At 68.2% G+C, this 24168-nt stretch carries 25 protein-coding genes; 20 read left to right on the forward strand and 5 right to left on the reverse strand.

Annotation, left to right across the window (positions count from 1 at the left end):
• Positions 1–80 precede the first annotated feature (80 nt).
• A complete protein-coding gene (locus A5753_RS17605; protein WP_067130829.1) occupies positions 81–1019 on the forward strand; it encodes a lysophospholipid acyltransferase family protein in 939 nt (312 codons plus the stop codon).
• A 22-nt stretch (positions 1020–1041) separates the two neighbouring features.
• Here A5753_RS17605 and A5753_RS17610 read toward each other — a convergent pair whose 3' ends face one another.
• Positions 1042–1803, reverse strand: a complete 762-nt coding sequence (locus A5753_RS17610) for a response regulator transcription factor (RefSeq protein WP_082971361.1) — start codon at positions 1801–1803, stop codon at positions 1042–1044.
• A 195-nt stretch (positions 1804–1998) separates the two neighbouring features.
• Complete coding sequence (locus A5753_RS17615) at positions 1999–2238, reverse strand: general stress protein CsbD (RefSeq protein ID WP_067130831.1); 240 nt, start codon at positions 2236–2238, stop codon at positions 1999–2001.
• 346 nt (positions 2239–2584) lie between these two features.
• Between A5753_RS17615 and pyrH the strand changes: the two genes are divergently transcribed.
• The 6 genes from pyrH to A5753_RS17645 all read left to right on the forward strand — a co-directional run bounded on the left by pyrH (position 2585) and on the right by A5753_RS17645 (position 7630).
• Complete coding sequence (gene pyrH / locus A5753_RS17620; protein WP_067130834.1) at positions 2585–3418, forward strand: UMP kinase; 834 nt, start codon at positions 2585–2587, stop codon at positions 3416–3418.
• Between the two features lie 66 nt (positions 3419–3484).
• Positions 3485–4042, forward strand: coding sequence for a ribosome recycling factor (frr, locus tag A5753_RS17625; RefSeq protein ID WP_067130836.1), 558 nt, complete (start codon positions 3485–3487; stop codon positions 4040–4042).
• Between the two features lie 32 nt (positions 4043–4074).
• Positions 4075–5004, forward strand: a complete 930-nt coding sequence (locus tag A5753_RS17630) for a phosphatidate cytidylyltransferase (protein ID WP_067130839.1) — start codon at positions 4075–4077, stop codon at positions 5002–5004.
• A gap of 33 nt (positions 5005–5037) precedes the next feature.
• Positions 5038–6132 (forward strand): 23S rRNA (adenine(2503)-C(2))-methyltransferase RlmN, encoded by a 1095-nt coding sequence (gene rlmN / locus A5753_RS17635; protein WP_067130842.1) that lies wholly within the window; start codon positions 5038–5040, stop codon positions 6130–6132.
• A gap of 123 nt (positions 6133–6255) precedes the next feature.
• Positions 6256–6762 (forward strand): protein disulfide oxidoreductase, encoded by a 507-nt coding sequence (locus A5753_RS17640; protein ID WP_067094640.1) that lies wholly within the window; start codon positions 6256–6258, stop codon positions 6760–6762.
• Between the two features lie 4 nt (positions 6763–6766).
• Positions 6767–7630 carry a cytochrome c biogenesis CcdA family protein gene (locus tag A5753_RS17645; protein WP_067130846.1) on the forward strand — a complete coding sequence of 288 codons (864 nt, stop codon included), beginning with the start codon at positions 6767–6769 and terminating at the stop codon, positions 7628–7630.
• A gap of 23 nt (positions 7631–7653) precedes the next feature.
• Here A5753_RS17645 and A5753_RS17650 read toward each other — a convergent pair whose 3' ends face one another.
• A complete protein-coding gene (locus tag A5753_RS17650) occupies positions 7654–7908 on the reverse strand; it encodes a DUF2631 domain-containing protein (protein ID WP_067130849.1) in 255 nt (84 codons plus the stop codon).
• Between the two features lie 120 nt (positions 7909–8028).
• Here A5753_RS17650 and dxr point away from each other — a divergent pair, with 120 nt between their 5' ends.
• The 13 genes from dxr (at position 8029) to A5753_RS17715 (ending at position 22596) form a co-directional block, all read left to right on the forward strand.
• A complete protein-coding gene (gene dxr / locus A5753_RS17655) occupies positions 8029–9240 on the forward strand; it encodes a 1-deoxy-D-xylulose-5-phosphate reductoisomerase (protein WP_197694732.1) in 1212 nt (403 codons plus the stop codon).
• A 20-nt stretch (positions 9241–9260) separates the two neighbouring features.
• Positions 9261–10481, forward strand: coding sequence for an RIP metalloprotease (locus A5753_RS17660; RefSeq protein WP_067131002.1), 1221 nt, complete (start codon positions 9261–9263; stop codon positions 10479–10481).
• A gap of 22 nt (positions 10482–10503) precedes the next feature.
• Positions 10504–11682 (forward strand): flavodoxin-dependent (E)-4-hydroxy-3-methylbut-2-enyl-diphosphate synthase, encoded by a 1179-nt coding sequence (ispG, locus tag A5753_RS17665; protein WP_067130856.1) that lies wholly within the window; start codon positions 10504–10506, stop codon positions 11680–11682.
• A 49-nt stretch (positions 11683–11731) separates the two neighbouring features.
• On the forward strand, positions 11732–12586 hold the full coding sequence (locus tag A5753_RS17670; protein ID WP_067130859.1) for a GNAT family N-acetyltransferase: 855 nt from the start codon (positions 11732–11734) through the stop codon (positions 12584–12586).
• 174 nt (positions 12587–12760) lie between these two features.
• Positions 12761–14575 (forward strand): penicillin-binding transpeptidase domain-containing protein, encoded by a 1815-nt coding sequence (locus A5753_RS17675; protein WP_067131005.1) that lies wholly within the window; start codon positions 12761–12763, stop codon positions 14573–14575.
• Positions 14576–14609: 34 nt separating this feature from the next.
• Positions 14610–15194 (forward strand): DUF1707 domain-containing protein, encoded by a 585-nt coding sequence (locus tag A5753_RS17680; RefSeq protein ID WP_067130862.1) that lies wholly within the window; start codon positions 14610–14612, stop codon positions 15192–15194.
• Between the two features lie 41 nt (positions 15195–15235).
• Positions 15236–16093 (forward strand): type I methionyl aminopeptidase, encoded by an 858-nt coding sequence (gene map, locus A5753_RS17685; protein WP_067130865.1) that lies wholly within the window; start codon positions 15236–15238, stop codon positions 16091–16093.
• A 10-nt stretch (positions 16094–16103) separates the two neighbouring features.
• Positions 16104–17609, forward strand: coding sequence for a cobyric acid synthase (locus A5753_RS17690; protein WP_067130868.1), 1506 nt, complete (start codon positions 16104–16106; stop codon positions 17607–17609).
• A gap of 129 nt (positions 17610–17738) precedes the next feature.
• Positions 17739–18290, forward strand: coding sequence for an alpha/beta hydrolase (locus A5753_RS17695; protein ID WP_067131008.1), 552 nt, complete (start codon positions 17739–17741; stop codon positions 18288–18290).
• 19 nt (positions 18291–18309) lie between these two features.
• Positions 18310–19704 (forward strand): glutamine synthetase family protein, encoded by a 1395-nt coding sequence (locus A5753_RS17700; protein ID WP_067130871.1) that lies wholly within the window; start codon positions 18310–18312, stop codon positions 19702–19704.
• Positions 19685–20446 (forward strand): gamma-glutamyl-gamma-aminobutyrate hydrolase family protein, encoded by a 762-nt coding sequence (locus A5753_RS17705; RefSeq protein ID WP_082971362.1) that lies wholly within the window; start codon positions 19685–19687, stop codon positions 20444–20446. The genes A5753_RS17700 and A5753_RS17705 overlap by 20 nt, the downstream gene beginning before the upstream one ends.
• 1 nt (position 20447) lies before the next feature.
• The gene (locus A5753_RS17710) at positions 20448–21812 is read left to right on the forward strand and encodes an aldehyde dehydrogenase (RefSeq protein ID WP_067130876.1); all 1365 of its coding nucleotides are present in this window, start codon (positions 20448–20450) and stop codon (positions 21810–21812) included.
• A gap of 10 nt (positions 21813–21822) precedes the next feature.
• The gene (locus A5753_RS17715) at positions 21823–22596 is read left to right on the forward strand and encodes a 3-oxoacyl-ACP reductase (protein WP_067130880.1); all 774 of its coding nucleotides are present in this window, start codon (positions 21823–21825) and stop codon (positions 22594–22596) included.
• Here the strand turns inward: A5753_RS17715 and A5753_RS17720 are convergent.
• Complete coding sequence (locus A5753_RS17720) at positions 22593–23543, reverse strand: PPE family protein (RefSeq protein WP_067130883.1); 951 nt, start codon at positions 23541–23543, stop codon at positions 22593–22595. The two genes, A5753_RS17715 and A5753_RS17720, sit on opposite strands and share 4 nt — an antisense overlap.
• A gap of 108 nt (positions 23544–23651) precedes the next feature.
• The gene (locus A5753_RS24925; protein ID WP_231990102.1) at positions 23652–23828 is read right to left on the reverse strand and encodes a hypothetical protein; all 177 of its coding nucleotides are present in this window, start codon (positions 23826–23828) and stop codon (positions 23652–23654) included.
• Between the last annotated feature and the right edge of the window lie 340 nt (positions 23829–24168).

The raw sequence follows: 24168 nt of genomic DNA on the forward strand, positions 1-24168 counted from the left end.
TCCCCGCGCCATGTCGAGTGGCGCGGGGAGATTTGCATTTGGGGGAATCGTGGGCGCCCGAATCGGGTACTCGGTACGGCATGAGTAACCCGGATCACAGGTCGGCGCCGGTACGCGCCCAAGCGAGGCGGCAGGCCGACGACGCCCGCGCCGCGATGGAAGAACGGCGCAGCAACCAAGCCGGCGGGCTGAGCGGCTGGGTGGCCGAGCGAGCCGCGCGATGGGACCTTTCGGGCCAGGACGAGACCGCCCTGCAGCGACAGAAATATCTGTGGAATGTGCTGGTGGACTACTGGTTTCGGATGGAGATCGACGGCTGGGAAAACATTCCGGAGAAGCCGCCGGCGCTTCTGGTGGGGATTCACTCCGGGGCCCCGTTCGTCTGGGACGCCTGGACCGTCGGCCTGCAATGGTGGCGGCGGTTCGGGCAGGAGCGCACCCTGCACGGCACCGCCCACGATGCGTTGATGGCAATTCCCTTGTTCGGGCGATACTTTCGGTCGATGGGAGTGTTGCCGGCTGCCCCGGACGCGATTGCCACCGCATTGGCGGAAGGGCGCGACGTGGCACTGTGGCCCGGCGGCGAAGTGGACTCACTGCGCCCGTGGACCGAGCGCGATCAGGCCAACCTGGCGGGACGGACCGGCTTCGTCAAGATGGCGATACGCGCGGGCGTGCCGATCGTACCGATCGCGACCGTCGGCGGTGCCGACGCGATGCCTGTGCTGATTCGCGGCGACCGGTTGTCGAAAGCTCTGCGCCTGGACCGTCTCTTGCGGCTCAAGGTATTTCCGTTGGCCGTCTCGTTGCCGTGGGGGATCGCACCGGCGGCGCTTCCGCAGCTGCCCTTGCCGGCCAAGATCAGAACCAGGTTCATGCCCGCCGTGGAACTGGACAACGATCCCGCGCGGGCCGACGACGACCGATACGTCGACCGCAAGTACCACGAAGTGCAAGACGCGATCCAGGATGGGATGAATGCGCTGGCGCGCAAGCGCGCCTTCCCGTTGTTCGGTTGATAGGCGACAAAAGCGTTCTGGCCTAGAGCTCTGACGCTTCCGGGTTCAGCGGGCCGGGCGCGGGCGTCGTGGTCGAGGTCCAGATCGGTGTCAGCCTCGAGCCGGCGAGCCATTCCGGTTGCGGCGGCGTTGCGGCCCGGTAGCCGACTCCCCGGACGGTGTCGACCATGAATTGGTGCCGGGTGCCCAGCTTCGCGCGCAGTCGCCGAATGTGTACGTCGACCGTGCGCACCTTGCCGGTGCTGTCGTAGCCCCAAGCCTCTTGCATCAGCCGGGTTCGGGTGAATGCCTGACCGGCATGCTGCACAAGAAAATTCAGCAATTTGAACTCGGTGAGTGTCAAACCGAGGTCGCTGCCGTCCAGCGACGCGGTGAAGCTGGCCGGATGCAGCAGGAGGTCGCCGAACTTCAGGGTGCCGTCGACCGCGCTGCGCCGGCGGCTGATCGCAAGGCGCAACCGGGCCTGTAACTCTTCGGCACCGGTGCCGGGCAGCATCACGTCATCGAAGTTGCAGCTGTCGACGTCGACGGCGGCACAGTCCGCCGCCGCCACCAGGGCCACCACCGCGGTGCCGGGGTTGTCGGTCGTCAGTCGAGAGCTGATGTCCTGGGCCATCGCCATGTTCGTGCGCGCGTCGATGATGGCGATGTCGGCCATGGCGCACTGTCCGTCGCTGTCCGCCGCCAGGCTGGCGCGGCGCATCGGCCGCGCGAACGTCGACAACAAGGGGAGGGCGGATTCGAAGTCATCCTCATCGGTGAGCACCACCACGTCCAACGGCATCTCCTTACCTCGTCACGTCCCGGTTCCCCCCCGGTCCGTAGGCACCTCTGCGGAGACGTCGTACAGAGCTAGGCGTGGGTACCCGCCCAGCCGGAAACTATGCAAAAGCTATGTGAAAGTCAGACTTGACGATGCTGTGAACAAGCCGATGGGCCCGGCCCGCTTCCGCGGACCGGGCCCATCGGCTACGACGTGCTACTGGTTGTCTTTCTGGCGCTCCTCGGCCGCCTTGGCGCCACCGCGCGCGGCGTCCGCTTCGGCTTCCTTCTTCGCCGCGTCACGCTGCGCTTCGGCCTTGTCCTGCTGCGCCTGGCCCTCGCGGGTGAGGTCATCACGACCGGCCACCGCGCCTACGGCCTCCTTGGCCTTGCCCTTGACGTCCTCGACGACGCCTTTCACCGCTTCGGCAGGTCCCGACTTGTTTTCTTCAGCCATGGAAATGCTTCCTCCTCGTTGGCGTACTGTGAGCGATCCATTGCTCAACGGCGATCGCGAGCGATCGACCCGGTCATACGGCGAGGCCGGTCCTCGTTGCTTAAGACCGCATAAATCTGCCGCGTTGATCCGGATTCCCATGCCAACCGCGGCTCAAACGCGAGCCCGAAGAAAGCGCATCGGCGCCGGGCTATTCCGGTACCGGCAGACTCGAAAATTGGTCCGGCGCGCCAACTGTGCCCATAATGCACCCCGTCGACGCCGCATTGTGCTGCGATGAGGCAGGATGTGAAATGCCGTTCCGGATGTAAATCACCCGGGATGGCACTCTCATGCGAGGAGTCTGATGACGGAGTCCAGGGAGCCTCGAGTCGCCGGCTCGGCGGCTGCAAGGCGGGAGCCGGCAACCCCCAGCAATGGCGTATCGACATCCGAACCGGACACTGGACTGGGTTCGGGCGAGCCGCCGAGCCGGGCCAGGTATTCGCGGGTGTTGCTCAAGCTCGGCGGTGAGATGTTCGGCGGCGGCCAGGTCGGCCTGGATCCCGATGTCGTGGCCCAGGTGGCGCGACAGATCGCCGAGGTGGTTCGCGGCGGTGCCCAGGTCGCCGTCGTGATCGGCGGTGGCAACTTCTTCCGGGGTGCGCAGCTTCAGCAGCGCGGCATGGAACGCACCCGTTCGGACTACATGGGCATGTTGGGCACCGTCATGAACAGCCTGGCGCTGCAGGACTTCCTGGAGAAGGAAGGCATTGTCACACGGGTTCAGACCGCGATCACCATGGGCCAGGTCGCGGAGCCCTATCTACCCCTGCGCGCCGTGCGGCACCTGGAGAAGGGGCGGGTGGTGATCTTCGGAGCCGGCATGGGACTGCCGTACTTCTCCACCGACACCACGGCCGCACAGCGCGCCCTGGAGATCGGCGCCGAGGTGGTCCTGATGGCCAAAGCCGTCGACGGCGTGTTCGACGCGGATCCGCGGCAGCATCCCGATGCCGAATTGATCGCCGCGATCAGTCATCGTGAGGTCATCGACCGCGGGCTACGAGTGGCCGATGCAACCGCGTTCAGCCTGTGCATGGACAATGGCATGCCGATCCTGGTGTTCAACCTGCTGACCAATGGCAATATCGCCCGAGCGGTCGCTGGTGAGAAGATCGGGACTCTGGTCACCACCTGAACCGAAGACGCGATGACGTGCGCGTGCCAGGATGCGCAGCGCAGCAATGATGGAGGAGCGGCGCACATGATTGACGAGGCTCTCTTCGACGCGGAAGAGAAAATGGAAAAAGCTGTAGCCGTTGCCCGCGACGATTTGTCGACCATCCGGACCGGGCGCGCCAACCCCGGCATGTTCTCGCGGATCGTTATCGACTATTACGGCGCGGCCACGCCCATCACGCAACTGGCCAGTATCAACGTGCCCGAGGCGCGCCTCGTCGTCATCAAGCCCTACGAAGCCAGCCAGGTGGGCGCGATCGAGACGGCGATTCGCAATTCCGACCTCGGCGTCAACCCCACCAACGACGGCACCCTGATCCGGGTGGCGGTGCCGCAACTCACCGAAGAACGCCGGCGAGAATTGGTCAAACAGGCCAAGGGCAAGGGGGAGGACGCCAAGGTCTCGGTGCGCAACATCCGCCGCAAGGCGATGGAGGAGCTGCACCGCATCCGCAAGGACGGGGAGGCCGGCGAGGACGAGGTCGGCCGGGCCGAAAAAGACTTGGACAAGACCACCCACCAGTACGTCACCCAGATCGAAGAGCTGGTCAAGCACAAAGAAGGCGAACTGCTGGAGGTCTAGCGACCGGCCAGCAGCTAAGTTCATCCACGCCAGTGGCTACTCCAGAACCCGGCGCAGTCGACCCGCCCGACGATCCGGCGCGCGCCGGCAAGGACACGGTTCAGCAGCCGGCCGAGAAAGCATCTCGGGCCGGACGTGACCTGCGTGCCGCGATCGCCGTCGGCGCCGGTATCGGCGGCGTTCTGGTCGTGACGCTGGTGTTCGCGCCACACTTCTGGGTTCCCATCGTCGCCTTGGCCATCGTCGTGGCCACCCACGAAGTGGTTCGGCGATTGCGCGAAGCCGGCTACGTCATACCCGTGATCCCGCTGCTGGCCGGGGGCCAGCTCACGGTCTGGCTGACCTGGCCGTTCCACGCCGCGGGCGCGTTGGCCGGCTTCGGCGTCACCGTGGTGGTCTGCAACGTGTGGCGGCTGTTCATGCAGGACAACCGCAGACGGCCCGAGCCGTTCGACGGCTCGCCGTCGGCTAATTACCTCAGGGACGCCTCGGCCACCGTGTTCCTGGCCGCCTGGGTGCCGCTGTTCGCGTCCTTCGGCGTGCTGCTGGTCTACCCGCACGACGGGGCAGGGCGAGTGTTCTGCCTGATGATCACCGTCGTCGCCTCCGACACCGGCGGATATGCCGTGGGAGCGCTATTCGGCAAGCACCCGATGGTTCCGGCGATCAGCCCCAAGAAGTCCTGGGAGGGATTGGCCGGTTCCCTGGTGTTCGGCATCACCGCGGCGACGCTGACGGCGACCTTCCTGGCCGGCAAACCGTGGTGGATCGGCGCGCTGCTGGGTGTCGTCCTCGTGCTGACCTGCACGCTTGGCGATTTGGTGGAGTCGCAGGTGAAGCGCGACCTTGGCATCAAGGACATGGGTCGGCTGCTGCCCGGCCACGGCGGCCTGATGGATCGGCTCGATGGCGTGCTGCCGTCGGCGGTCGCGGCCTGGACGGTGCTGACACTCGTTCCCTAAGTCGGCCCGAACGTGACCGATACTGGACAGGTCATGGTTGCACAATTGGTTTTCTCCGAGCCGCGCCCGGCCAAGCCGCCGCGGCACCTGGCCGATCTCGACGAGGACGGGCGCGCGTCCGCCGTCGCGGAGCTGGGCCTGCCGGCGTTTCGCGCCAAGCAGCTGGCGCACCAGTACTACGGTCGGCTGATCGCCGATCCGCGGGAGATGACCGACCTTCCGGCGGGATTGCGCGATGCCATCGCCGAGACGATGTTCCCCATCCTGCTCACCGCGGCCTCCGACGTGACCTGCGATGCCGGCCAGACGCGAAAGACGTTGTGGCGGGCCCTCGATGGGGTCACCATCGAGTCGGTGCTGATGCGCTACCCGCAACGCAACACGGTATGCATTTCGTCGCAGGCCGGCTGCGGCATGGCGTGTCCGTTCTGCGCGACGGGTCAGGGCGGGTTGACCCGCAACCTCTCGACGGCCGAGATCCTCGAGCAGGTGCGCGCCGGCGCCGCGGCCCTGCGCGACGACTTCGGGGACCGGCTGTCCAACGTGGTGTTCATGGGCATGGGGGAGCCGCTGGCCAACTACGCCCGCGTGGTCGCCGCGGTGCGGCGCATCATCGACGCACCGCCACAGGGATTCGGCATCTCGGCCCGTTCGGTGACCGTGTCCACGGTGGGCTTGGCCCCCGCGATCCGCAAACTCGCCGACGAACGCCTCGGCGTCACGCTGGCGCTGTCGCTGCATGCGCCCGATGACGAACTGCGCGACACGCTGGTGCCGGTCAACAACCGGTGGAAGATCACCGAAGCCCTCGACGCCGCACGGTATTACGCCGACGTCACCGGACGGCGGGTGTCGGTGGAGTACGCGTTGATCCGCGACGTCAACGACCAGCCTTGGCGCGCAGACCTTTTGGGGCAGCGGCTGCATCGTGCGCTCGGGCCGCTGGTGCACGTGAATTTGATTCCGCTGAACCCGACCCCGGGAAGTGAGTGGGACGCCAGCCCGAAAGCCGTCGAGCGGGAGTTCGTTCGGCGGGTCCGCGCCAAGGGGGTCTCCTGCACCGTGCGCGACACTCGCGGGCGCGAGATCAGCGCCGCCTGTGGACAGCTGGCCGCCGAGGGCGGGTAGCTGGAGCGCAGGCGATTCAGCGTGGGCCTGCGGGCAGCTGGCCGCCGAGGGCAGGTAGCTGGATGAACCGGGAGGGCGACGCGCACGTCTTTAAGGCATAACGCCAGCAACCGGGGGTGCGCCTTGATTCGCTTGTTTTCTCCACTCAAACTGTTTGCCGCTGCCGTTTTCGCCGCTGCACTGATATTGGTACTGGGCGGTGCGCCGCGAGCGGCGGCCGCCGACGACCGACTGCAATTCGCCGGGACGACCCTCAGCGGTGCACCGTTCAATGGGGCCAGTTTGCAGGGCAAGCCCGCGGTGCTGTGGTTCTGGGCGCCGTTCTGCCCGTTCTGCAATGCCGAAGCTCCCGGCGTCAGCCAGGTTGCGGCCGCCAATCCCGGTGTCACCTTCGTCGGCATCGCCGGGCACTCGGATGTCGGCGCGGAACAGAACTTCGTCTCCAAGTACGGCCTGCACTTCACCAACCTCAACGACGCCGACGGATCCCTCTGGGCCCGCTACAACGTCCCCTGGCAGCCCGCCTACGTGTTCTACCGCGCGGACGGCAGCTCGACGTTCGTCAACAACCCGACCTCGGCCATGTCGCAGCAGGAGCTCTCCGATCGGGTCTTTGGCCTGAGGTCCTGACTCGGTGGACCGGGGTCTGGTCGGCTTGGCCTTCGCGGCCGGACTGGTGGCCGCGCTGAACCCGTGTGGGTTTGCCATGCTGCCCGCCTACCTACTGCTGGTGGTGCGCGGCCAGCGTCCCGGCGAACGCTCGGGCGTGGCCGCCGCCGGGCGTGCCCTGGCGGCCACTGTGGGGATGGCGCTGGGCTTCCTGACGGTGTTCGGCGTGTTCGGCGCGCTGACCGTATCGGCGGGCACAACCGTGCAGCGGTTTTTGCCCTATGCCACCGTGGTGGTCGGCGTGGTGCTGGTCGTGCTCGGGGTCTGGCTGCTGTCGGGCCGAGCGCTGTCGGCCCTGACCCCGCGTCCGCTGGGCCCGCGGTGGGCCCCCACCGCTCGGCTGGGCTCCATGTACGGCTACGGCATCAGCTACGCGATCGCCTCGCTGTCGTGCACCATCGGGCCGTTTCTGGCCGCCACCGCTGCCGGCCTGCGCGGCGGATCGCTCGTCACCGACCTGGCGATCTACCTCGCCTACAGCGCGGGGCTGACCCTCGTCGTGGGTGTGCTCGCGGTCGCGGCGGCGACGGCGAGCTCGGCGATGGTGGACGTGGACCGGTTGCGCCGGCTCCTGCCGTTCGTCAACCGGGTCGGTGGCGCGCTGCTGGTGCTGGTCGGGCTGTACGTGGCCTATTACGGCGGCTACGAGGTGCGCCTGTTCGGCGCGAACGGCAACCCGCAGGACGCGGTGATCACCGCGGCGGGGCGCCTGCAGGGCGCGGTGGCCGGCTGGGTGCATGAACAGGGCATATGGCCGTGGGTGATGGCCGTGCTCGCGATGGTGGTCGTCGTGCTAGGTGGTGCCTGGCGTCGCCGGACGCAACGCTAGGGCGCTCCGAACCGGGCTAGGTGCTACCTGATCCAGCCGCGGCGGCGGCCCCACAGGTCGCGGATCAACACCACGAGGGTCAGCGTCGCAAACCCAATCAGGAACCAGTTTTCGATGTGGCCGACGTGGTTGCCGCGCAGCATCGCCAGCAGGAACCCGAAGCCGAACAGACCGGTGATGTGCCAGGTCCGGTGGTTGATCCTGCTCCAACCCCACGCTGCCGACGGCACCTCGACGGCGTCGACGCCGGTGAAGTGCTCCACCTCGGTACTGGCCACGGTGAATCCCCTTCGGATCGGATTGGCTTGTCCTTCAGAATTCTGGCACATCCCTGAGCGGGGTCGGGCGGCATGGCCCGGTAGATGGCCCCGGTCGGTGCCGGGCGGCACAATGAATGGGTGACCAACCCGACGACCGACGGGCAAACGCGGGACAGGCTGCGCGTGCTGGTGCTGGGCAGCACCGGCTCCATCGGCACCCAGGCGCTGGACGTCATCGCCGCCAACCCGGACCGCTTCGAGGTGGTCGGCCTGGCGGCGGGAGGCGCCAACCTGGACACCCTGCTGCGGCAGCGCGCCGAGACCGGTGTGACCAACATCGCGGTCGCCGACGAAGCGGCGGCGCAGCGGGCCGGCGACATCCCCTTTGCCGGGTCCGAAGCGGCCACCCGGCTGGTCCAGGAGACCGAGGCGGACGTCGTCCTCAACGCGCTGGTGGGGGCGTTGGGACTGCGGCCGACGCTGGCCGCACTGGAGTCGGGCGCGCGGCTGGCGCTGGCCAACAAGGAATCGCTGATCGCCGGCGGTCCGCTGGTGCTCCGGGCCGCCAAGCCGGGGCAGATCGTGCCGGTCGACTCCGAGCATTCCGCGCTGGCCCAATGCCTGCGCGGCGGCACCGCCGACGAAGTCGCCAAGCTGGTGCTGACCGCCTCCGGCGGCCCGTTCCGCGGCTGGACGACCGCCCAGCTCGAGGACGTCACCCCGGAACAGGCGGGCGCCCATCCGACGTGGTCGATGGGCCCGATGAACACGCTGAACTCTGCCTCGCTGGTCAACAAGGGGCTCGAGGTCATCGAGACCCACCTGCTGTTCGGCATTCCCTACGACCGCATCGAAGTGGTCGTGCACCCCCAGTCGATTGTTCATTCGATGGTCACCTTCGTCGACGGCTCGACGCTGGCCCAGGCCAGCCCCCCGGATATGAAGCTGCCGATTTCGCTGGCCCTGGGCTGGCCGCAGCGGGTCCCCGGCGCGGCCGCCAGCTGCGACTTCAGCACGGCCTCTAGCTGGGATTTCGAGCCGCTGGACGATGAGGTGTTCCCCGCCGTCGAGCTGGCCCGGTACGCCGGGCAGACCGGTGGCTGCATGACCGCCGTCTACAACGCGGCCAACGAGGAGGCGGCGGAGGCCTTCCTCGCGGGCCGGGTCGGGTTTCCCGCGATCGTCAAAACCGTCGCCGACGTGCTGCACGCCGCCGACCAGTGGGCGGTTTTACCCGCTAACGTGGATGAGGTACTCGACGCGCAGCGCTGGGCACGTGAGCGGGCGCAGCGTGCCGTCGCACGAGCCCAGCCCGCCAAGGTGTCGGCAAAAGCTTCCGGAGTGGTGTGAGAAAGGTCCTCGCAGCGGAGATGATGTTCGTTATCGGCATTGTGTTGTTCGCACTGGCCATCCTGGTCTCGGTGGCCCTGCACGAGTGTGGGCACATGTGGGTTGCGCGCGCGACCGGCATGAAGGTGCGGCGCTACTTCGTCGGCTTCGGACCCACCGTGTGGTCGACCCGGCGCGGTGAAACCGAGTACGGCCTCAAAGCGGTTCCGCTGGGCGGCTTCTGTGACATCGCCGGCATGACCTCGGTGGAGGAGCTCGCTCCCGACGAGACCGACCGCGCGATGTTCAAGCAAGCGGTCTGGAAGCGGGTGGCGGTGCTGTTCGCCGGTCCCGCCGCGAACTTCGTCATCGCCCTGGTGCTGCTCTATGGCATCGCGCTGATTTGGGGGCTGCCGAACCTGCATCCGCCGACCCGGGCGGTGGTCGGCGAAACCGCTTGCGTGGCACCGGAAGTCGCGCCGGGCAAGGTCGCGGACTGCACCGGGCCGGGTCCCGCGGCGCTCGCCGGAATCCGGCCGGGCGACGTCATCGTCAAGGTGGGCAACACCCCGGTGTCGACCTTCGAGGACATGGCCGCCGCCATCCGCAAGCTGCACGGCAACGTCCCGATCGTCGCCGAACGCAACGGCACCACGGTCACCGCCTACGTCGACGTCACCGCCACCCAGCGCTACCTGACCACCGGGTCCAAGCAGGGCGGTCAGCAGCAGCCCTCGACGGTCGGCGCCATCGGCGTCGGCGCCGTCAAAGTCGCGCCCACGCACTACGGGCCGTTGACGGCGATCCCGGCCACCATCGCCTTCACCGGTGACCTCACCCGCGAGGTGGGCAAGGCGCTCGTCGCAATCCCGACGAAGGTGGGTGCGCTGGTGCACGCCATCGGCGGCGGGCAGCGCGACCCGGAGACGCCGATGAGCGTCGTCGGGGCCAGCATCGTCGGCGGCGACACCGTCGACCACGGGTTGTGGGTGGCGTTCTGGTTCTTCCTGGCCCAGCTGAACCTCATCCTGGGCGCGATCAACCTGGTGCCGCTGCTGCCCTTCGACGGAGGTCACATCGCCATCGCGGTGTTCGAGAAGATCCGCAACCTGATCCGCTCGGCCCGTGGCATGGTCGCGGCCGCGCCGGTGAACTACCTCAAACTGATGCCCGCGACGTACGTCGTGCTGGTGTTCGTGGTCGGTTACATGCTGCTGACCGTGACCGCCGATCTGGTCAACCCGATCAGGCTCTTCCAATGACCAAACCGAAGGAATCAACACAGTGACCATTGGCCTGGGCATGCCGCAGACACCGGCGCCCACGCTTGCTCCCCGGCGTACCACGCGCCAACTGATGGTCCGTGACGTCGGGGTCGGCAGCGACCATCCGATTTCCGTGCAGTCGATGTGCACCACCAAGACGCACGACGTCAACACGACGCTGCAGCAGATCGCCGAATTGACCGCCGCCGGCTGCGACATCGTCCGGGTGGCCTGCCCGCGTCAAGAGGATGCCGACGCGCTGGCCGAGATCGCCCGGCACAGCCAGATCCCGGTCATCGCCGACATCCACTTCCAGCCCAAGTACATCTTCGCCGCCATCGACGCTGGATGCGCCGCGGTGCGGGTAAACCCCGGCAACATCAAGGAATTCGACGGCCGCGTGGGCGAGGTCGCCAAGGCCGCCCGTGCGGCCGGCATCCCGATCCGCATCGGCGTCAACGCGGGCTCGCTGGACAAGCGGTTCATGGAGAAGTACGGCAAGGCAACCCCCGAGGCGCTGGTCGAGTCGGCGCTGTGGGAGGCGTCGCTGTTCGAGGAGCACGGCTTCGGCGACATCAAGATCAGCGTCAAGCACAACGACCCGGTGGTGATGGTCGCCGCCTACGAGCAGCTCGCCGAGCAATGTGACTACCCGCTGCACCTCGGGGTCACCGAGGCCGGCCCCGCCTTCCAGGGCACCATCAAGTCCGCGGTCGCTTTCGGCGCACTGCTGTCGCGCGGCATCGGCGACACCATCCGAGTGTCGCTGTCGGCGCCGCCGGTCGAGGAAGTCAAGGTCGGCATCCAGATACTCGAATCGCTGAACCTACGGCCGCGGGGTCTGGAGATCGTGTCGTGCCCGTCGTGCGGGCGCGCGCAGGTCGACGTCTACACCCTGGCCAACGAGGTCAGCGCCGGCCTGGACGGTTTGGACGTGCCGCTACGCGTCGCCGTGATGGGGTGCGTCGTCAACGGCCCGGGGGAGGCCCGCGAGGCCGACCTTGGCGTCGCATCGGGAAATGGCAAGGGGCAGATCTTCGTTCGTGGCGAGGTGATCAAGACCGTGCCCGAAGCCCAGATCGTCGAGACGCTGATCGAAGAGGCAATGCGAATCGCCGCGGAAATGGGCACCGACGTGAACACCGATGGCGGGCCGGATGCAACATCGAGCGGTTCACCTGTTGTCACCGTAAGCTGATAACCGCCAGCGCCCGGTCGAAGAGTTCGCACCACAGAGAGTTCGCCAGATGTCGGCTCCGCCCCTGTTCCGCCTTGTCGGTGAGCGACGGGTGTCCGTGGTGCGCGACGCGGCCGCCGTCTGGCGGGTGCTCGACGATGACCCGGTCGCGTCGTGCATGGTCGCGGCGCGGGTGGCCGACCACGGCATCGATCCCAATTCCATCGGCGGCGAACTGTGGACGTTGCGCGGTGCCGCCGAATCGCTGTGCTTCGCCGGTGCCAACCTGATCCCGCTGCGCGGCGCGCCGGCCGATTTGAGCGCGTTCGCCGACGAGGCCATGCGCGGGACGCGACGCTGCTCGTCGCTGGTCGGCAGGGCCGAGCTGGTGATGCCGATGTGGGAGCGGCTCGAGGCGGCCTGGGGCCCGGCCCGCGACGTGCGCGACCACCAGCCGCTGCTGGCGTTGTCCACTCACCCCAGCTGCGACCTCGACCCCGGGGTGCGGCAGGTCCGGCCCGAAGAGCTGGACGCCTATCTGGTGGCCGCCGTCGACATGTTCATCGGCGAGGTGGGCGTCGACCCGCGGCTCGGCGACGGCGGCCGCGGTTACCGGCGACGGCTGGCCAGCCTGATCACGGCCGGGCGTGCCTGGGCGCGGTTCGAGCACGGCCAGGTCGTCTTCAAGGCCGAGGTCGGCTCGCAGTCCCCGGGCGTGGGCCAGATCCAGGGGGTGTGGGTGCATCCGGAGTGGCGCGGGCTGGGCCTGGGCACCGCCGGCACCGCCACGGTCGCCGCGGTGATCGTCGGCACCGGGCGAACCGCCAGCCTCTACGTCAACGGCTTCAACACGGTGGCGCGCGCCGCGTACGCGCGAGTGGGCTTCAATCAGATCGGCACCTTCGCCACGGTGCTGCTCGACTAGCCTCCGCCTTTCGAGACCACCCCTGAGCGAGCGTGCGGCTGGCCGCACGCTCGGCACCGAATGTGCGGCTGTCCGCAGATTCGCGCAGAGGGGCCGCGGCCAATCCACGCATCACAGGTCGGTCTCGGTGTGTCGGCGCCGCCGTTCAGGCCAATGTTCTTAACATTTGCATCGATGGCAACTAAAACAACAATGGCCTCATCCGTTTCAGGCTTGCTGCTCGTCGCGGTCGTCGCCTTGTCCGGATGCACGCCCCGGCCCGACGGCCCGGGCCCGGCGGCGGAGAAGTTCTTCCGCGCCCTGGCCATCGGCGACACCGCCACCGCCGCGCAGCTCAGCGACAGCCCCAACGACGCCCGCGAGGCGCTCAACGCGGCCTGGTCAGGCCTGCAGGCGTCCCACCTCGACGCGCAGCTCCTCAACGCCAAATACGCCGAGGACAGCGGCACCGTCGGCTATCGCTTCACCTGGCACCTGCCCAAGAACCGGACCTGGACCTACGACGGCCAGCTGAAGATGGCCCGCGACGAGGGGCACTGGGCGGTGCGGTGGACCACCACCGCGCTGCACCCCAAGCTGGGCGAGCACCAGACATTCGCGTTGCGCGCCGACCGGCCGCACCGCGCCTCGGTGAATGAGGTCGGCGGCAGCGACGTGCTGGTGCCGGGCTACCTGTACCACTACACGCTGGACGCCACGCAGGCCGGACCGGCCCTTTCCGGCACGGCACACGCGATCGTCGATGTGCTGCACCCCTTCAACGGGGCCCTCAACGACCCGCAGCTGCTCGCCGAGCAAGCCACCTCCACGCCCCACCCGGTGGATCTTGGAGTGACGCTGCACCCCGACGACAACGACAAGGTCTCCCCGCTGGTCGGGCACCTGCCCGGCGTCATTGTCACCCCCCAGCCCGAAATGCTGCCCACCGACCCGCATTTCGCACCCGCGGTGATCTCCGCGGTGAAGAAGGCCGTGGTCGACCAACTCGACGGCCAGGCGGGCTGGCGGGTGGTCAGCGTCAACCAGAACGGCGTCGAGGTCGAAGTGCTGCACGAGGTCGAGGGGTCGCCTGCGCCGTCGGTGTCGATCACCCTGGACCGGGTGGTGCAGAACGCCGCCCAGCGCGCGGTCGACAACAAGGGCGGCAAGGCGATGATCGTCGTGATCAAGCCGTCGACCGGGGAGATCCTCGCGATCGCGCAGAACGGCGGCGCCGACGCCGACGGTTTACCCGCCACCAACGGCCTGTTCCCGCCGGGGTCGACGTTCAAGATGATCACCGCGGGCGCGGCCGTCGATCGCGACATGGCCACGCCCAATTCGATGCTCGGCTGCCCGGGCCACCTCGACATCGGTCACCGCACCGTGCCCAACTACGGGGGCTTCGATCTCGGCGTGGTGTCGCTGTCGCGCGCCTTCGCCAGCTCGTGTAACACCACGTTCGCGGAGTTGGGCAGCCGCATGCCGCCGCGCGGTCTGACCCAGACGGCCGCCCAGTATGGGATGGGCCTCGACTACACGGTGGACGGCGTCACCACCGTGACGGGGTCGGTGCCACCGACGGTGGACCTGGCCGAACGCACGGAGGACGGTTTCGGCCAGGGCAAGGTGCTGGCCAGCCCGTTCGGGATGGCCCTGGTGGCGGCCACCGTCGCCGCCGGCAAGACACCCGTGCCGCAACTGATCGCGGGCCGCCAGACGGCGGTCCAGGGCGACGCCACGCCGATCAGCCCGAAGATGATCGACGCGCTGCGGCCCATGATGCGGCTGGTGGTGACCAACGGCACCGCCAAGGAGATCGCCGGCTGCGGCGAGATCTACGGAAAGACCGGTGAGGCCGAGTTCCCGGGCGGATCGCACTCCTGGTTCGCCGGATACCGCGGCGACCTGGCCTTCGCCTCGCTGATCGTGGGGGGCGGCAGCTCGGAGTGGGCGGTTCGGATGACCAAGTTCATGTTCGAAGCGCTGCCGCCGAACTTCCTCGCCTAGCCACCCCGGGCCGCTTGAGCGGTAAATTGCGAACATGACGGATACCGGCGGCGACATGGTGGCGTTGCGCGTCTCCGACGCCGACCGCAACGGGACGATGCGGCGACTGCACAACGCGGTCGCGCTTGGGCTGATCGACATCGACGAGTTCGAGCAGCGCTCGTCGCAGGTGTCCTACGCGCGCACCCGCGGCGAATTGGACGGCCTGGTCGGCGACCTGCCGGGACCCGGCGCCATCGTCACCTCCGCCGCCGACCGGGTGGAACTGCGCGGCTGGGCCGGTTCGCTGAAGCGCCACGGCGAATGGACGGTGCCCAGCCGTCTGGCCCTGGTCCGCCGCCTGGGCTCGGTGGAACTCGACCTCACCAAGGCCCGGTTCGCGGGACCGGTGGTGGTCGTCGAACTCGACATGAGATTCGGTTCGGTGGAGATTCGATTGCCCGACGGGGCAAGCGCCTCGATCGACGACGTCGAGGTGTACGTGGGCAGCGCCAGCGACCGGCGCAAAGACCCGCCCGGTGAGGGCAGGCCGCACGTGGTGCTGACCGGGCGGGTGGTGTGCGGCTCGGTGATCATCCGGGGACCGCGCCGCTCGCTGCTGCGCCGCCAGCGGCTCTGATCGCCCGGTCGGGTCGCGCGGCCTGCGATTAAGCTGGCGCCATGCCCGCTCGCACCGCACTCGCTCCCGGAGAGTTGTCCCCGACTCTGCCGGTGCCCAGCAGCATCCCACGCCCCGAGTACGCCTGGAAGCCAACGGCCCAAGAGGGCAGCGAGCCGTGGGTACAGACCCCCGAGGTGATCGAGAAGATGCGCGTCGCCGGCCGGATCGCGGCCGGCGCGTTGGTGGAGGCGGGCAAAGCCGTCGCACCCGGGGTGACCACCGACGAACTGGACCGGATCGCCCACGAGTACATGGTCGACCACGGCGCCTACCCGTCGACGTTGGGTTACAAGGGCTACCCGAAGTCGTGCTGCACGTCGCTCAACGAGGTCATCTGCCACGGGATCCCGGACTCGACGGTGATCGCCGACGGCGACATCGTCAACATCGACGTCACGGCCTACATCGACGGGGTGCACGGCGACACCAACGCGACCTTCCTGGCCGGCGATGTCTCCGAAGAACACCGGCTGCTGGTGGAGCGAACCCGGGAGGCGACGATGCGCGCCATCAACGCCGTCAAGCCCGGTCGTGCGCTCTCTGTCGTCGGCCGCGTCATCGAGTCGTACGCAAATCGGTTCGGCTACAACGTTGTTCGTGACTTCACCGGTCACGGCATCGGCACCACGTTTCACAACGGCCTGGTCGTCCTGCACTACGACCAGCCGTCGGTGTCAACGATCATTCAACCCGGGATGACGTTCACCATCGAACCGATGATCAACCTCGGCGGTCTGGACTACGAGATCTGGGACGATGGCTGGACGGTGGTCACCAGGGATCGCAAGTGGACCGCGCAGTTCGAACACACCCTGCTGGTCACCGACACCGGCGTCGAAATCCTCACCTTGCCATGACGTTTGCCGGATGACCGGAGCGTTGCTGGTCGCGGGCACCAGCTCCGACGCCGGGAAATCGGTGGTGGTGGCGGGCCTGTGCCGGTTGTTGGCCCGCCGCGGGGTCCGCGTCGCCCCCTTCAAGGCGCAGAACATGTCCAACAACTCGGTGGTGACCATCGAAGGCGGTGAGATCGGCCGCGCCCAGGCGATCCAGGCGCGCGCGGCGGGGCTGGAACCCAGCGTGCGATTCAACCCGATCCTGCTCAAGCCGGGCGGCGACCGCACCTCGCAGCTGGTGATCAAGGGTCAGGTCGCCGACTCGGTCAGCGCGAAAAGCTATGTGCGGCATCGTGATCGGCTGGCGTCCGTCGTATTCGACGAATTGTCCTGCTTGCGCGAAGAATTCGATGCGGTGATCTGCGAGGGGGCCGGCTCGCCGGCCGAGATCAATCTGCGCGCCACCGATCTGGCCAACATGGGGCTGGCCCGGGCCGCGAATTTACCGGTAGTCCTGGTCGGGGACATCGATCGGGGCGGCCTGTTGGCGCATCTGTTCGGGACGGTGGCGGTGCTCGAACCCGACGACCAAGCCCTGATCGCCGGCTTCATCGTCAACAAGTTCCGCGGTGACCCCGCGCTGCTCGAACCCGGGTTGCGTCAGCTGCATGACATGACGGGCCGCCCGACCTACGGCGTGCTGCCGTTCGCCGACGAGCTGTGGTTGGACGCCGAAGACTCGCTGTCGGTAGTCGCGCACCGCGTCATCGGCAGGCCCGCGCCCCCGCGCGGTGACCAGTGGCTGCGGGTAGCCGCCGTTCGGCTGCCCCGCATTTCCAACTCCACCGACGTCGAGGCGCTGGCCTGCGAGCCGGGTGTGCTGGTTCGCTGGGTCGCCGACCCCGCCGACCTCACCGACACCGACCTGATCGTCATCCCCGGCACCAAGGCCACGGTTTCCGACCTGTCTTGGCTGCGCGATCACGGCCTTGCCGATGCGATCACCGCGCATGCTCGTGCCGGCAAGCCGGTGCTGGGCATCTGTGGTGGCTTTCAGATGCTGTGCAGTCGCCTAGACGATCCGGTGGAATCCGGGACCACGGGCGTGCCCGGCCTGGGACTGCTGGACATCGACATCGCCTTTCATCCCGACAAGACGTTGCGTCGCTGGCAGCGACCGCTCACCGGCTACGAGATCCATCACGGCCGGGTCGCGCGCTGCGCCGAACAGAGCTGGTTCGCGGCCGGTGCGGATCCGGATACGCAGGGCGTGGTGCGCGGCGCGGTTTTCGGGACTCATTGGCACGGCTTGCTCGATAACGACGAGTTCCGGCGCGTTTGGCTCGACCGGGTTGCCGACGCCGCCGGCCGCAGTGGCTTCGTGGTCGCCGGCGTCAACGTCGTCGACCGCCGCGATGCCCAGCTCGACCTCGCCGCCGATCTGCTGGCCTGCCATCTCGACATCGACGGTATTCTCAGGTTGCTTGACGGTCCGCCGCCACAGCGGCCTCATCTCGCAAGTCGCTTGCGGCCGTGAGTTATTCGCCGTTTTGGCGGCTCGAACGTCGCCGTTGACGACGCGGTCAAAGAGTTAAGGCGCTGTATTAAATGCCCAGAATCGTCGCGCTCGCATGCCGTTTGGCTGTAGCGTGCTGGGGTGTCCTCGATGATGACCACTCTGGACGGGTTTCCCGTACCGGTGGTTGTGGCCGGCCCGGAGACCGGCGTCGTCGTCGTTATCTTGGGCGACGAGGACCGCATCCCGGCGGCGTATGACGCCGTCTGCGAGCGACTGCACACCGCGTCGCTTCGGACGGTCGTGATCGGCTTCGACCCGCGCCTGACGCCCAAGTCGGTGATCGGCATCCTCGACGCGCTGAGCATCGGGTGGGCCGTGGTGATGGGTGACCGCGCCGGCGGAGAACTCGCCTGGGAACTGACGGCAACCCGGCTGGGCCGGTTTGTCGGACTGGTGGTGATCGATCGCGGCCATCCGCGGGCCGCCGACTACGAAGGCGTCGTCACCGACGGCCACTGCCCGCCCGTTGAGATCGGCACCACCGTGTTGGTCAGCTCGCCGGCCGCGCGAGCGGTGGCACAGGCCAGCCAGCGCTTCGTCTACGCCGAATACCGGGTGGTGCACCTGGGGCGGCGCAGCGTGCAGGAGTCGACGGCGCAGCTGGCCGCCGAGATCATTTTGCGCACCAGTACCTGGTAGCGCCTGGTTGACTACGGTCATGGCCAGTGAAGAAAGTGCTGTGACCGAGCCGAACGCCGCGATGTTGTCGTTGACCGCGCTGCAGCGGCTCGTGAGCACCGGCGAGGTGGACACCGTCATCGTGGCGTTCGCCGACATGCAGGGCCGGCTGGTCGGGAAGCGGGTCGACGCACGGTTGTTCGCCGACGAGGTGGCCGCCCACGGCGCCGAGTGCTGCGGCTATCTGCTCGCCGTCGACGTCGACATGAACACCGTCGGCGGCTATGCGATCTCGAGCTGGGAAACCGGTTACGGGGACACCGTGGCCAGGCCCGACCTGTCCACCCTGCGGCGCGTCCCGTGGCTGCCGGGTACGGCGTTGGTGATCGCCGACGTCGGCTGGGCCGACGGCAGCCCCGTCACCGTGGCGCCGCGGGCGATCCTGCGCCGCCAGCTCGACCGGCTGGCCGAACGCGGCTGGGCCGCCGACGTCGCAACCGAACTGGAATTCATCGTGTTCGACGAGTCCTACCGTCAGGCGTGGGCCATCGGGTACCGCGGGCTGACCCCGGCCAGCGACTACAACATCGACTACGCGATCTCGGCGTCGTCGCGAATGGAGCCGCTGCTACGCGACATCCGGCTGGGGATGATCGGCGCCGGCCTGCGCTTCGAAGCCGTCAAGGGCGAATGCCACAAGGGGCAGCAGGAAATCGGTTTCCGCTACGCCGACGCCCTGGTCACCTGTGACAACCACGTCATCTACAAGAACGGCGCCAAGGAGATCGCCGACCAGCACGGCAAAAGCCTGACGTTCATGGCGAAATACGATGAGCGAGAGGGGAACAGCTGCCACGTTCACCTCTCGCTGCGTGACTCGCAGGGCGGTGCGGTGTTCGCCGATCCCAGCCACCCGCACGGCATGTCATCGGCATTCTGCAGTTTTCTGGCCGGCCTGCTGGCCACCCTGGGTGACCTCACACTGTTTTTTGCGCCGAATATCAACTCCTACAAGCGATTCGCCGACGGTAGTTTCGCGCCCACCGCCCTGGCGTGGGGACTGGACAATCGCACCTGCGCGCTGCGGGTGGTCGGTCGTGGGCCCAACACCCGAGTCGAGTGCCGGGTCCCCGGAGGCGACGTCAACCCGTATCTGGCGGTGGCGGCGATCGTCGCCGGGGGGCTGTACGGTGTTGAACGGGGCCTGGCGTTACCGGCTCCCTGCGCCGGCAACGCGTACCAGGCTCCCGGCGTCGAGCGGCTGCCCGTCACGCTGGCCGAGGCGGCCTCGGCGTTCGAACGCTCGACGTTCGCTCGGGACGTGTTCGGCGACGACGTTGTCGCCCACTACCTGAACAGCGCCCGCGTGGAGTTGGCGGCGTTCAACGCGGCGGTCACCGACTGGGAGAGGACGCGTGGGTTTGAACGGCTCTAGATCAGACGGTGGCGACCCGCGCCGCCCGGTGGTCGGCCTGACGACATATCTGGAGCAGGTGCAGACCGGCATCTGGGATATCCGCGCCGGCTTCCTGCCCGCCGACTATTTCGAAGGCGTCATCCTGGCCGGCGGGATCGCGGTGTTGCTGCCGCCGCAGCCGGTGGGCGCCGAGGTCGTCGACGCCGTACTGGACGGCCTGCATGCGCTGGTGATCACCGGGGGATATGACCTGGACCCCGCCAGCTACGGCCAGCAACCGCACCCGACCACCGATCAACCCCGCACCGAACGCGACGCGTGGGAGTTCGCGTTGTTGCAGGGCGCGCTGCGGCGCGGCCTGCCGGTGCTGGGAATCTGCCGCGGCGCACAGGTGCTCAACGTCGCGCTGGGCGGCACCCTGCATCAGCACCTGCCCGACGTGCTCGGGCACAGCGGGCATCGGGCGGGCAACGGGGTGTTCGCCAGGCTGCCGGTGCGCACCGTGGCGGGCACCCGGCTGGCCGCGCTGATCGGGGAATCCACCGACGCGCCGAGCTATCACCACCAGGCCGTCGACCGGGTGGGCGACGGCTTGGCGGTCAGCGCACGGGACGCCGACGGCGTCGTCGAGGCGCTGGAGCTGCCCGGGGACAGGTTTGTGCTTGCGGTGCAATGGCATCCGGAACAGTCGCTGGACGACCTGCGGTTGTTCGCCGCGATCGTCGACGCCGCCCGGTCGTACGCGGGGCGCGTGAGCTGAGTTGACCGCCGCGCAGCTGATCAATCCGGCAACCGAGGAGGTGCTGCGCTCGGTCGAGCACGCCGACGCCGCCGCGGTCGACGACGCGGTCGGGCGGGCGCGCGCGGCCCAGCGGCGATGGGCGCGGTCGGCCCCGGCCGAGCGGGCCGCCGCATTGCGGGCCTTCGCCGCCGCCGTCGACACCCATCTCGGCGAGCTGGCCGCACTCGAAGTCGCCAATTCGGGACACCCCATCGCGGCAGCCGAATGGGAAGCCGGTCACGTCCGCGACGTGTTGAACTTCTACGCCCCTAGCCCGGAAAGCTTGTCCGGCAAGCAAATTCCCGTAGCCGGTGGCCTGGACGTCACGTTCAACGAACCGATGGGCGTGGTCGGCGTGATCACCCCGTGGAACTTTCCGATGCCCATCGCATCATGGGGTTTCGCACCCGCCCTGGCCGCGGGCAACGCCGTGCTGATCAAACCCGCCGAGGCGACGCCGCTGACCACGATCCGGCTCGGTGAGCTGGCGGCGCAAGCCGGACTCGACGCGGACCTGCTCCAGGTGCTGCCGGGGCGGGGCCCGGTGGTCGGGAAGCGGTTCGTGACCCACCCCGACATCCGCAAGATCGTGTTCACCGGGTCCACCGACGTCGGCAAATTGGTGATGGCCGGTGCGGCCGCTCAGGTGAAGCGGGTGACCCTGGAATTGGGCGGCAAGAGCGCCAACATCGTTTTCGCCGACTGCGACCTCGAGCGCGCCGCGGCGACCGCACCGGCCGGGGTGTTCGACAATGCGGGACAGGATTGCTGCGCTCGCAGCCGAATCCTGGTGCAGCGCAGCGTCTACGACCGATTCATGGAGTTGCTCGAACCGGCCGTCACCAGTGTCGTGGTCGGCGACCCGGCCTCCCGTGACACCGAGATGGGCCCGCTGGTGTCGGCCGCCCATCGGGACAAGGTGGCGTCGTATGTGCCCGACGACGCCCCCGTCGCGTTCCGCGGTAATGCGCCGGCTGGTCGTGGATTCTGGTTCCCGCCAACCGTTTTGACACCGCAGCGCACCGACCGTTGCGTCACCGATGAGATCTTCGGCCCGGTCGTCACGGTGCTGGCCTTCGACGACGAGCACGACGCCATCGCCATCGCCAACGACACCAGCTACGGACTGTCCGGATCGATCTGGACCGACGACCTGTCCCGTGCGCTGCGCGTCTCCCGGGCGATCGAATCCGGGAATCTGTCGGTGAATTCGCACTCGTCCGTTCGGTACAACACGCCGTTCGGCGGGTTCAAGCAGTCGGGGCTGGGTCGCGAACTCGGCCCGGATGCGCCGCTGCACTTCACCGAGACCAAGAACGTGTTCATCGCGATCGAAGAGGAGTAGATGGGTGGCGGTGGATCTCACGCAACGACTGGCGGGCCGCGTGGCCGTCGTCACTGGCGCCGGCGGCGGCATCGGGCTGGCCGCGGCACGGCGGATGCACGCCGAGGGCGCCACGATCGTGGTCGCCGACATCGACGGCGACGCGGGCGGCGCGGCGGCCGCCGAACTGTCCGGCTTGTTCGTGTCCACCGATGTGTCCGACGAGGCCGCGGTCAACGCGCTGTTCGATGCCGCGGCGCGGGTCCACGGTCGCATCGACATCGCGTTCAACAACGCCGGCATCTCACCGCCCGACGACGACCTCATCGAGAACACCGATTTGCCGGCGTGGCAACGCGTCCAAGACGTCAACCTGAAGTCGGTGTACCTGTGCTGCCGAGCGGCATTGCGGCACATGGTTCCCGCGCGGAAAGGCTCGATCATCAACACGGCGTCGTTCGTGGCCGTCCTGGGGTCGGCGACGTCGCAGATCTCTTACACCGCCGCCAAGGGCGGCGTGCTTGCGATGTCGCGCGAGTTGGGCGTGCAGTTCGCCCGGCACGGCATCCGGGTGAACGCGCTGTGCCCCGGCCCGGTCAATACCCCGCTGCTGCAGGAGCTTTTCGCCAAGGACCCCGAGCGGGCCGCCCGCCGGCTGGTGCACGTCCCGGTCGGCCGTTTCGCCGACCCCGACGAAATCGCCTCGGCGGTGGCGTTTTTGGCCAGCGATGACGCGTCCTTCATCACCGCGTCGACGTTCATGGTCGACGGCGGCATCAGCGCGGCCTATGTCACCCCGCTTTAACCGCCGTACTGGTCGGCCGCTTGGGTGCCGGGCGGCTCGCTGACCAGGTGGATGTGCTCGCCGGCCCAGGCCCCGCGCAGCGGCTCTCTCGCGGGGGCGGCGGCTGTCCAGGTGGGCGGCACCGACAGTGCACCGACGGGTGCCCCGCGGCCCAGGGCCGCCCTGACCTCGTCGGTGACAGCCGGCTTTGGGAACAGTGAGTGCAGCGCCGCCGTTTTGTTCATCGCATTCAGGTATCCGATCGCGAAGTCCGACGGAGCGGTCACCGAATTGAGTTTCGACAGCGTCGGGGTGACCGCGGACAGCGTCGCCTCGAACGTCGTCAGCGGCGACGACGACAGGCGTCGCAACGCTTCGGGTATCACCGACATCACTTCGCGGCCGGTCGATATCACGTCCGGCGCCGAGCGAAGGGCCCAATTGCGTTTCGTCACAGCGGGATTGCCGGGTGGAGCGGGGAAGGGAGCCAGTGTCAGGACACCGGCCGCGGACTCGGCGTATGCGCGCATGGCGTCGGCGTTCTGCGCCCACATCGCGTCATACTCGGCATCGACGTTCGCGATCGCCGCGCTCTGCTGGCCCAGACAATTCGCTGACACCAGCGACATCCGTCGCGTGCGGTTGCCGGCGATCGCCGGTGGTGGCACCGTTGCCGTGAAGGCCGACCGGTACGCCAGGGTTGCCGCCTTGAGCCGGGTGGCCGCGTGCTCACTTCGGGCTGCGACGGCCTCGAGCCAGTCCGCGTAGCGAGTCGCGGCTTCGGTGAGCGCCGGGTGCTCGGCGCCGGTCCCCAGCTGTGCGGTCATTGCCCGGTAGTCGGCCGCCGCGGTGAAAAGCCGCGCTGCCAACGTTTCCCACGCCACGGCGGCCCGCATCATCGATCCCGCGCCGGGACCGGAATACATCAGCCCGGAGTTGGTCTCCGGAGGTAGCGTCGCGAAATTCATTACGGCCTGCGCCTGCTTGTGGCGGTGTCGGTGGCGCCCAAAAACATGAGGGTCTTCTTTCACGAGATACACACGGGGGTTACAAGCCGCGGGGCGCGGGCGCGACGGTCAGCGGCGGGCGATGCAGATCTCGGTCAGGATGTCTCGGTCAGACGCAATGGCCGCGGGTGCGCGCGATCGGGCGCCGCCAGGGGTAGACACGATCGGGGTGAACGACAACGGCGCCGGCGTCAGCACGGAGTGCGCTGACAAGCGGTTCCAGATCAGGGGTCGTTCTTTCGTCATCCACGCGCGGTGGATCGGCTTCTTGTTAGGGGGCGTCGAAGGCAGCGAAACGGTCGAGGCGGCTCGGCCGAGGGCGGCGGGACGGCCGGGCATCGGTGCGGTGTGCGCAGTGGCGGCTGGCGCCGACCAAGCCGCCGGCGGCGGTGTCTCCGGCGCGAAACTTTGTCGCAGCCCCGACCCGGTGGCCAGGGCGATGAACACCCCTAGAGCTGCGGCAACCGCGGTGACATGCTGCCATCGCCGAGTTTTGCCAACGCCCCGCAAAAACACAGTGCACCGAATGTACCGCGCCGAAATCGGTGCGCGGTTCCGGCGAGCTGTGAACTCGATCCGAGTCCGT

It is taken from the genome of Mycobacterium sp. 852002-51971_SCH5477799-a (assembly GCF_001667145.1).
Classification (GTDB): domain Bacteria; phylum Actinomycetota; class Actinomycetes; order Mycobacteriales; family Mycobacteriaceae; genus Mycobacterium.

What these genes read in the sequence shown, in the direction of transcription:
- A5753_RS17605 (WP_067130829.1), top strand. Translation starts at nt 81, where the DNA reads ATGAGTAACCCGGATCACAGGTCGGCGCCGGTACGCGCCCAAGCGAGG.
- A5753_RS17610 (WP_082971361.1), bottom strand. Translation starts at nt 1,803, where the DNA reads ATGCCGTTGGACGTGGTGGTGCTCACCGATGAGGATGACTTCGAATCC.
- A5753_RS17615 (WP_067130831.1), bottom strand. Translation starts at nt 2,238, where the DNA reads ATGGCTGAAGAAAACAAGTCGGGACCTGCCGAAGCGGTGAAAGGCGTC.
- pyrH (WP_067130834.1), top strand. Translation starts at nt 2,585, where the DNA reads ATGACGGAGTCCAGGGAGCCTCGAGTCGCCGGCTCGGCGGCTGCAAGG.
- frr (WP_067130836.1), top strand. Translation starts at nt 3,485, where the DNA reads ATGATTGACGAGGCTCTCTTCGACGCGGAAGAGAAAATGGAAAAAGCT.
- rlmN (WP_067130842.1), top strand. Translation starts at nt 5,038, where the DNA reads ATGGTTGCACAATTGGTTTTCTCCGAGCCGCGCCCGGCCAAGCCGCCG.
- A5753_RS17660 (WP_067131002.1), top strand. Translation starts at nt 9,261, where the DNA reads ATGATGTTCGTTATCGGCATTGTGTTGTTCGCACTGGCCATCCTGGTC.
- A5753_RS17670 (WP_067130859.1), top strand. Translation starts at nt 11,732, where the DNA reads ATGTCGGCTCCGCCCCTGTTCCGCCTTGTCGGTGAGCGACGGGTGTCC.
- A5753_RS17675 (WP_067131005.1), top strand. Translation starts at nt 12,761, where the DNA reads ATGGCAACTAAAACAACAATGGCCTCATCCGTTTCAGGCTTGCTGCTC.
- A5753_RS17680 (WP_067130862.1), top strand. Translation starts at nt 14,610, where the DNA reads ATGACGGATACCGGCGGCGACATGGTGGCGTTGCGCGTCTCCGACGCC.
- map (WP_067130865.1), top strand. Translation starts at nt 15,236, where the DNA reads ATGCCCGCTCGCACCGCACTCGCTCCCGGAGAGTTGTCCCCGACTCTG.
- A5753_RS17690 (WP_067130868.1), top strand. Translation starts at nt 16,104, where the DNA reads ATGACCGGAGCGTTGCTGGTCGCGGGCACCAGCTCCGACGCCGGGAAA.
- A5753_RS17695 (WP_067131008.1), top strand. Translation starts at nt 17,739, where the DNA reads ATGATGACCACTCTGGACGGGTTTCCCGTACCGGTGGTTGTGGCCGGC.
- A5753_RS17700 (WP_067130871.1), top strand. Translation starts at nt 18,310, where the DNA reads ATGGCCAGTGAAGAAAGTGCTGTGACCGAGCCGAACGCCGCGATGTTG.
- A5753_RS17720 (WP_067130883.1), bottom strand. Translation starts at nt 23,543, where the DNA reads ATGAATTTCGCGACGCTACCTCCGGAGACCAACTCCGGGCTGATGTAT.
- A5753_RS24925 (WP_231990102.1), bottom strand. Translation starts at nt 23,828, where the DNA reads ATGACGAAAGAACGACCCCTGATCTGGAACCGCTTGTCAGCGCACTCC.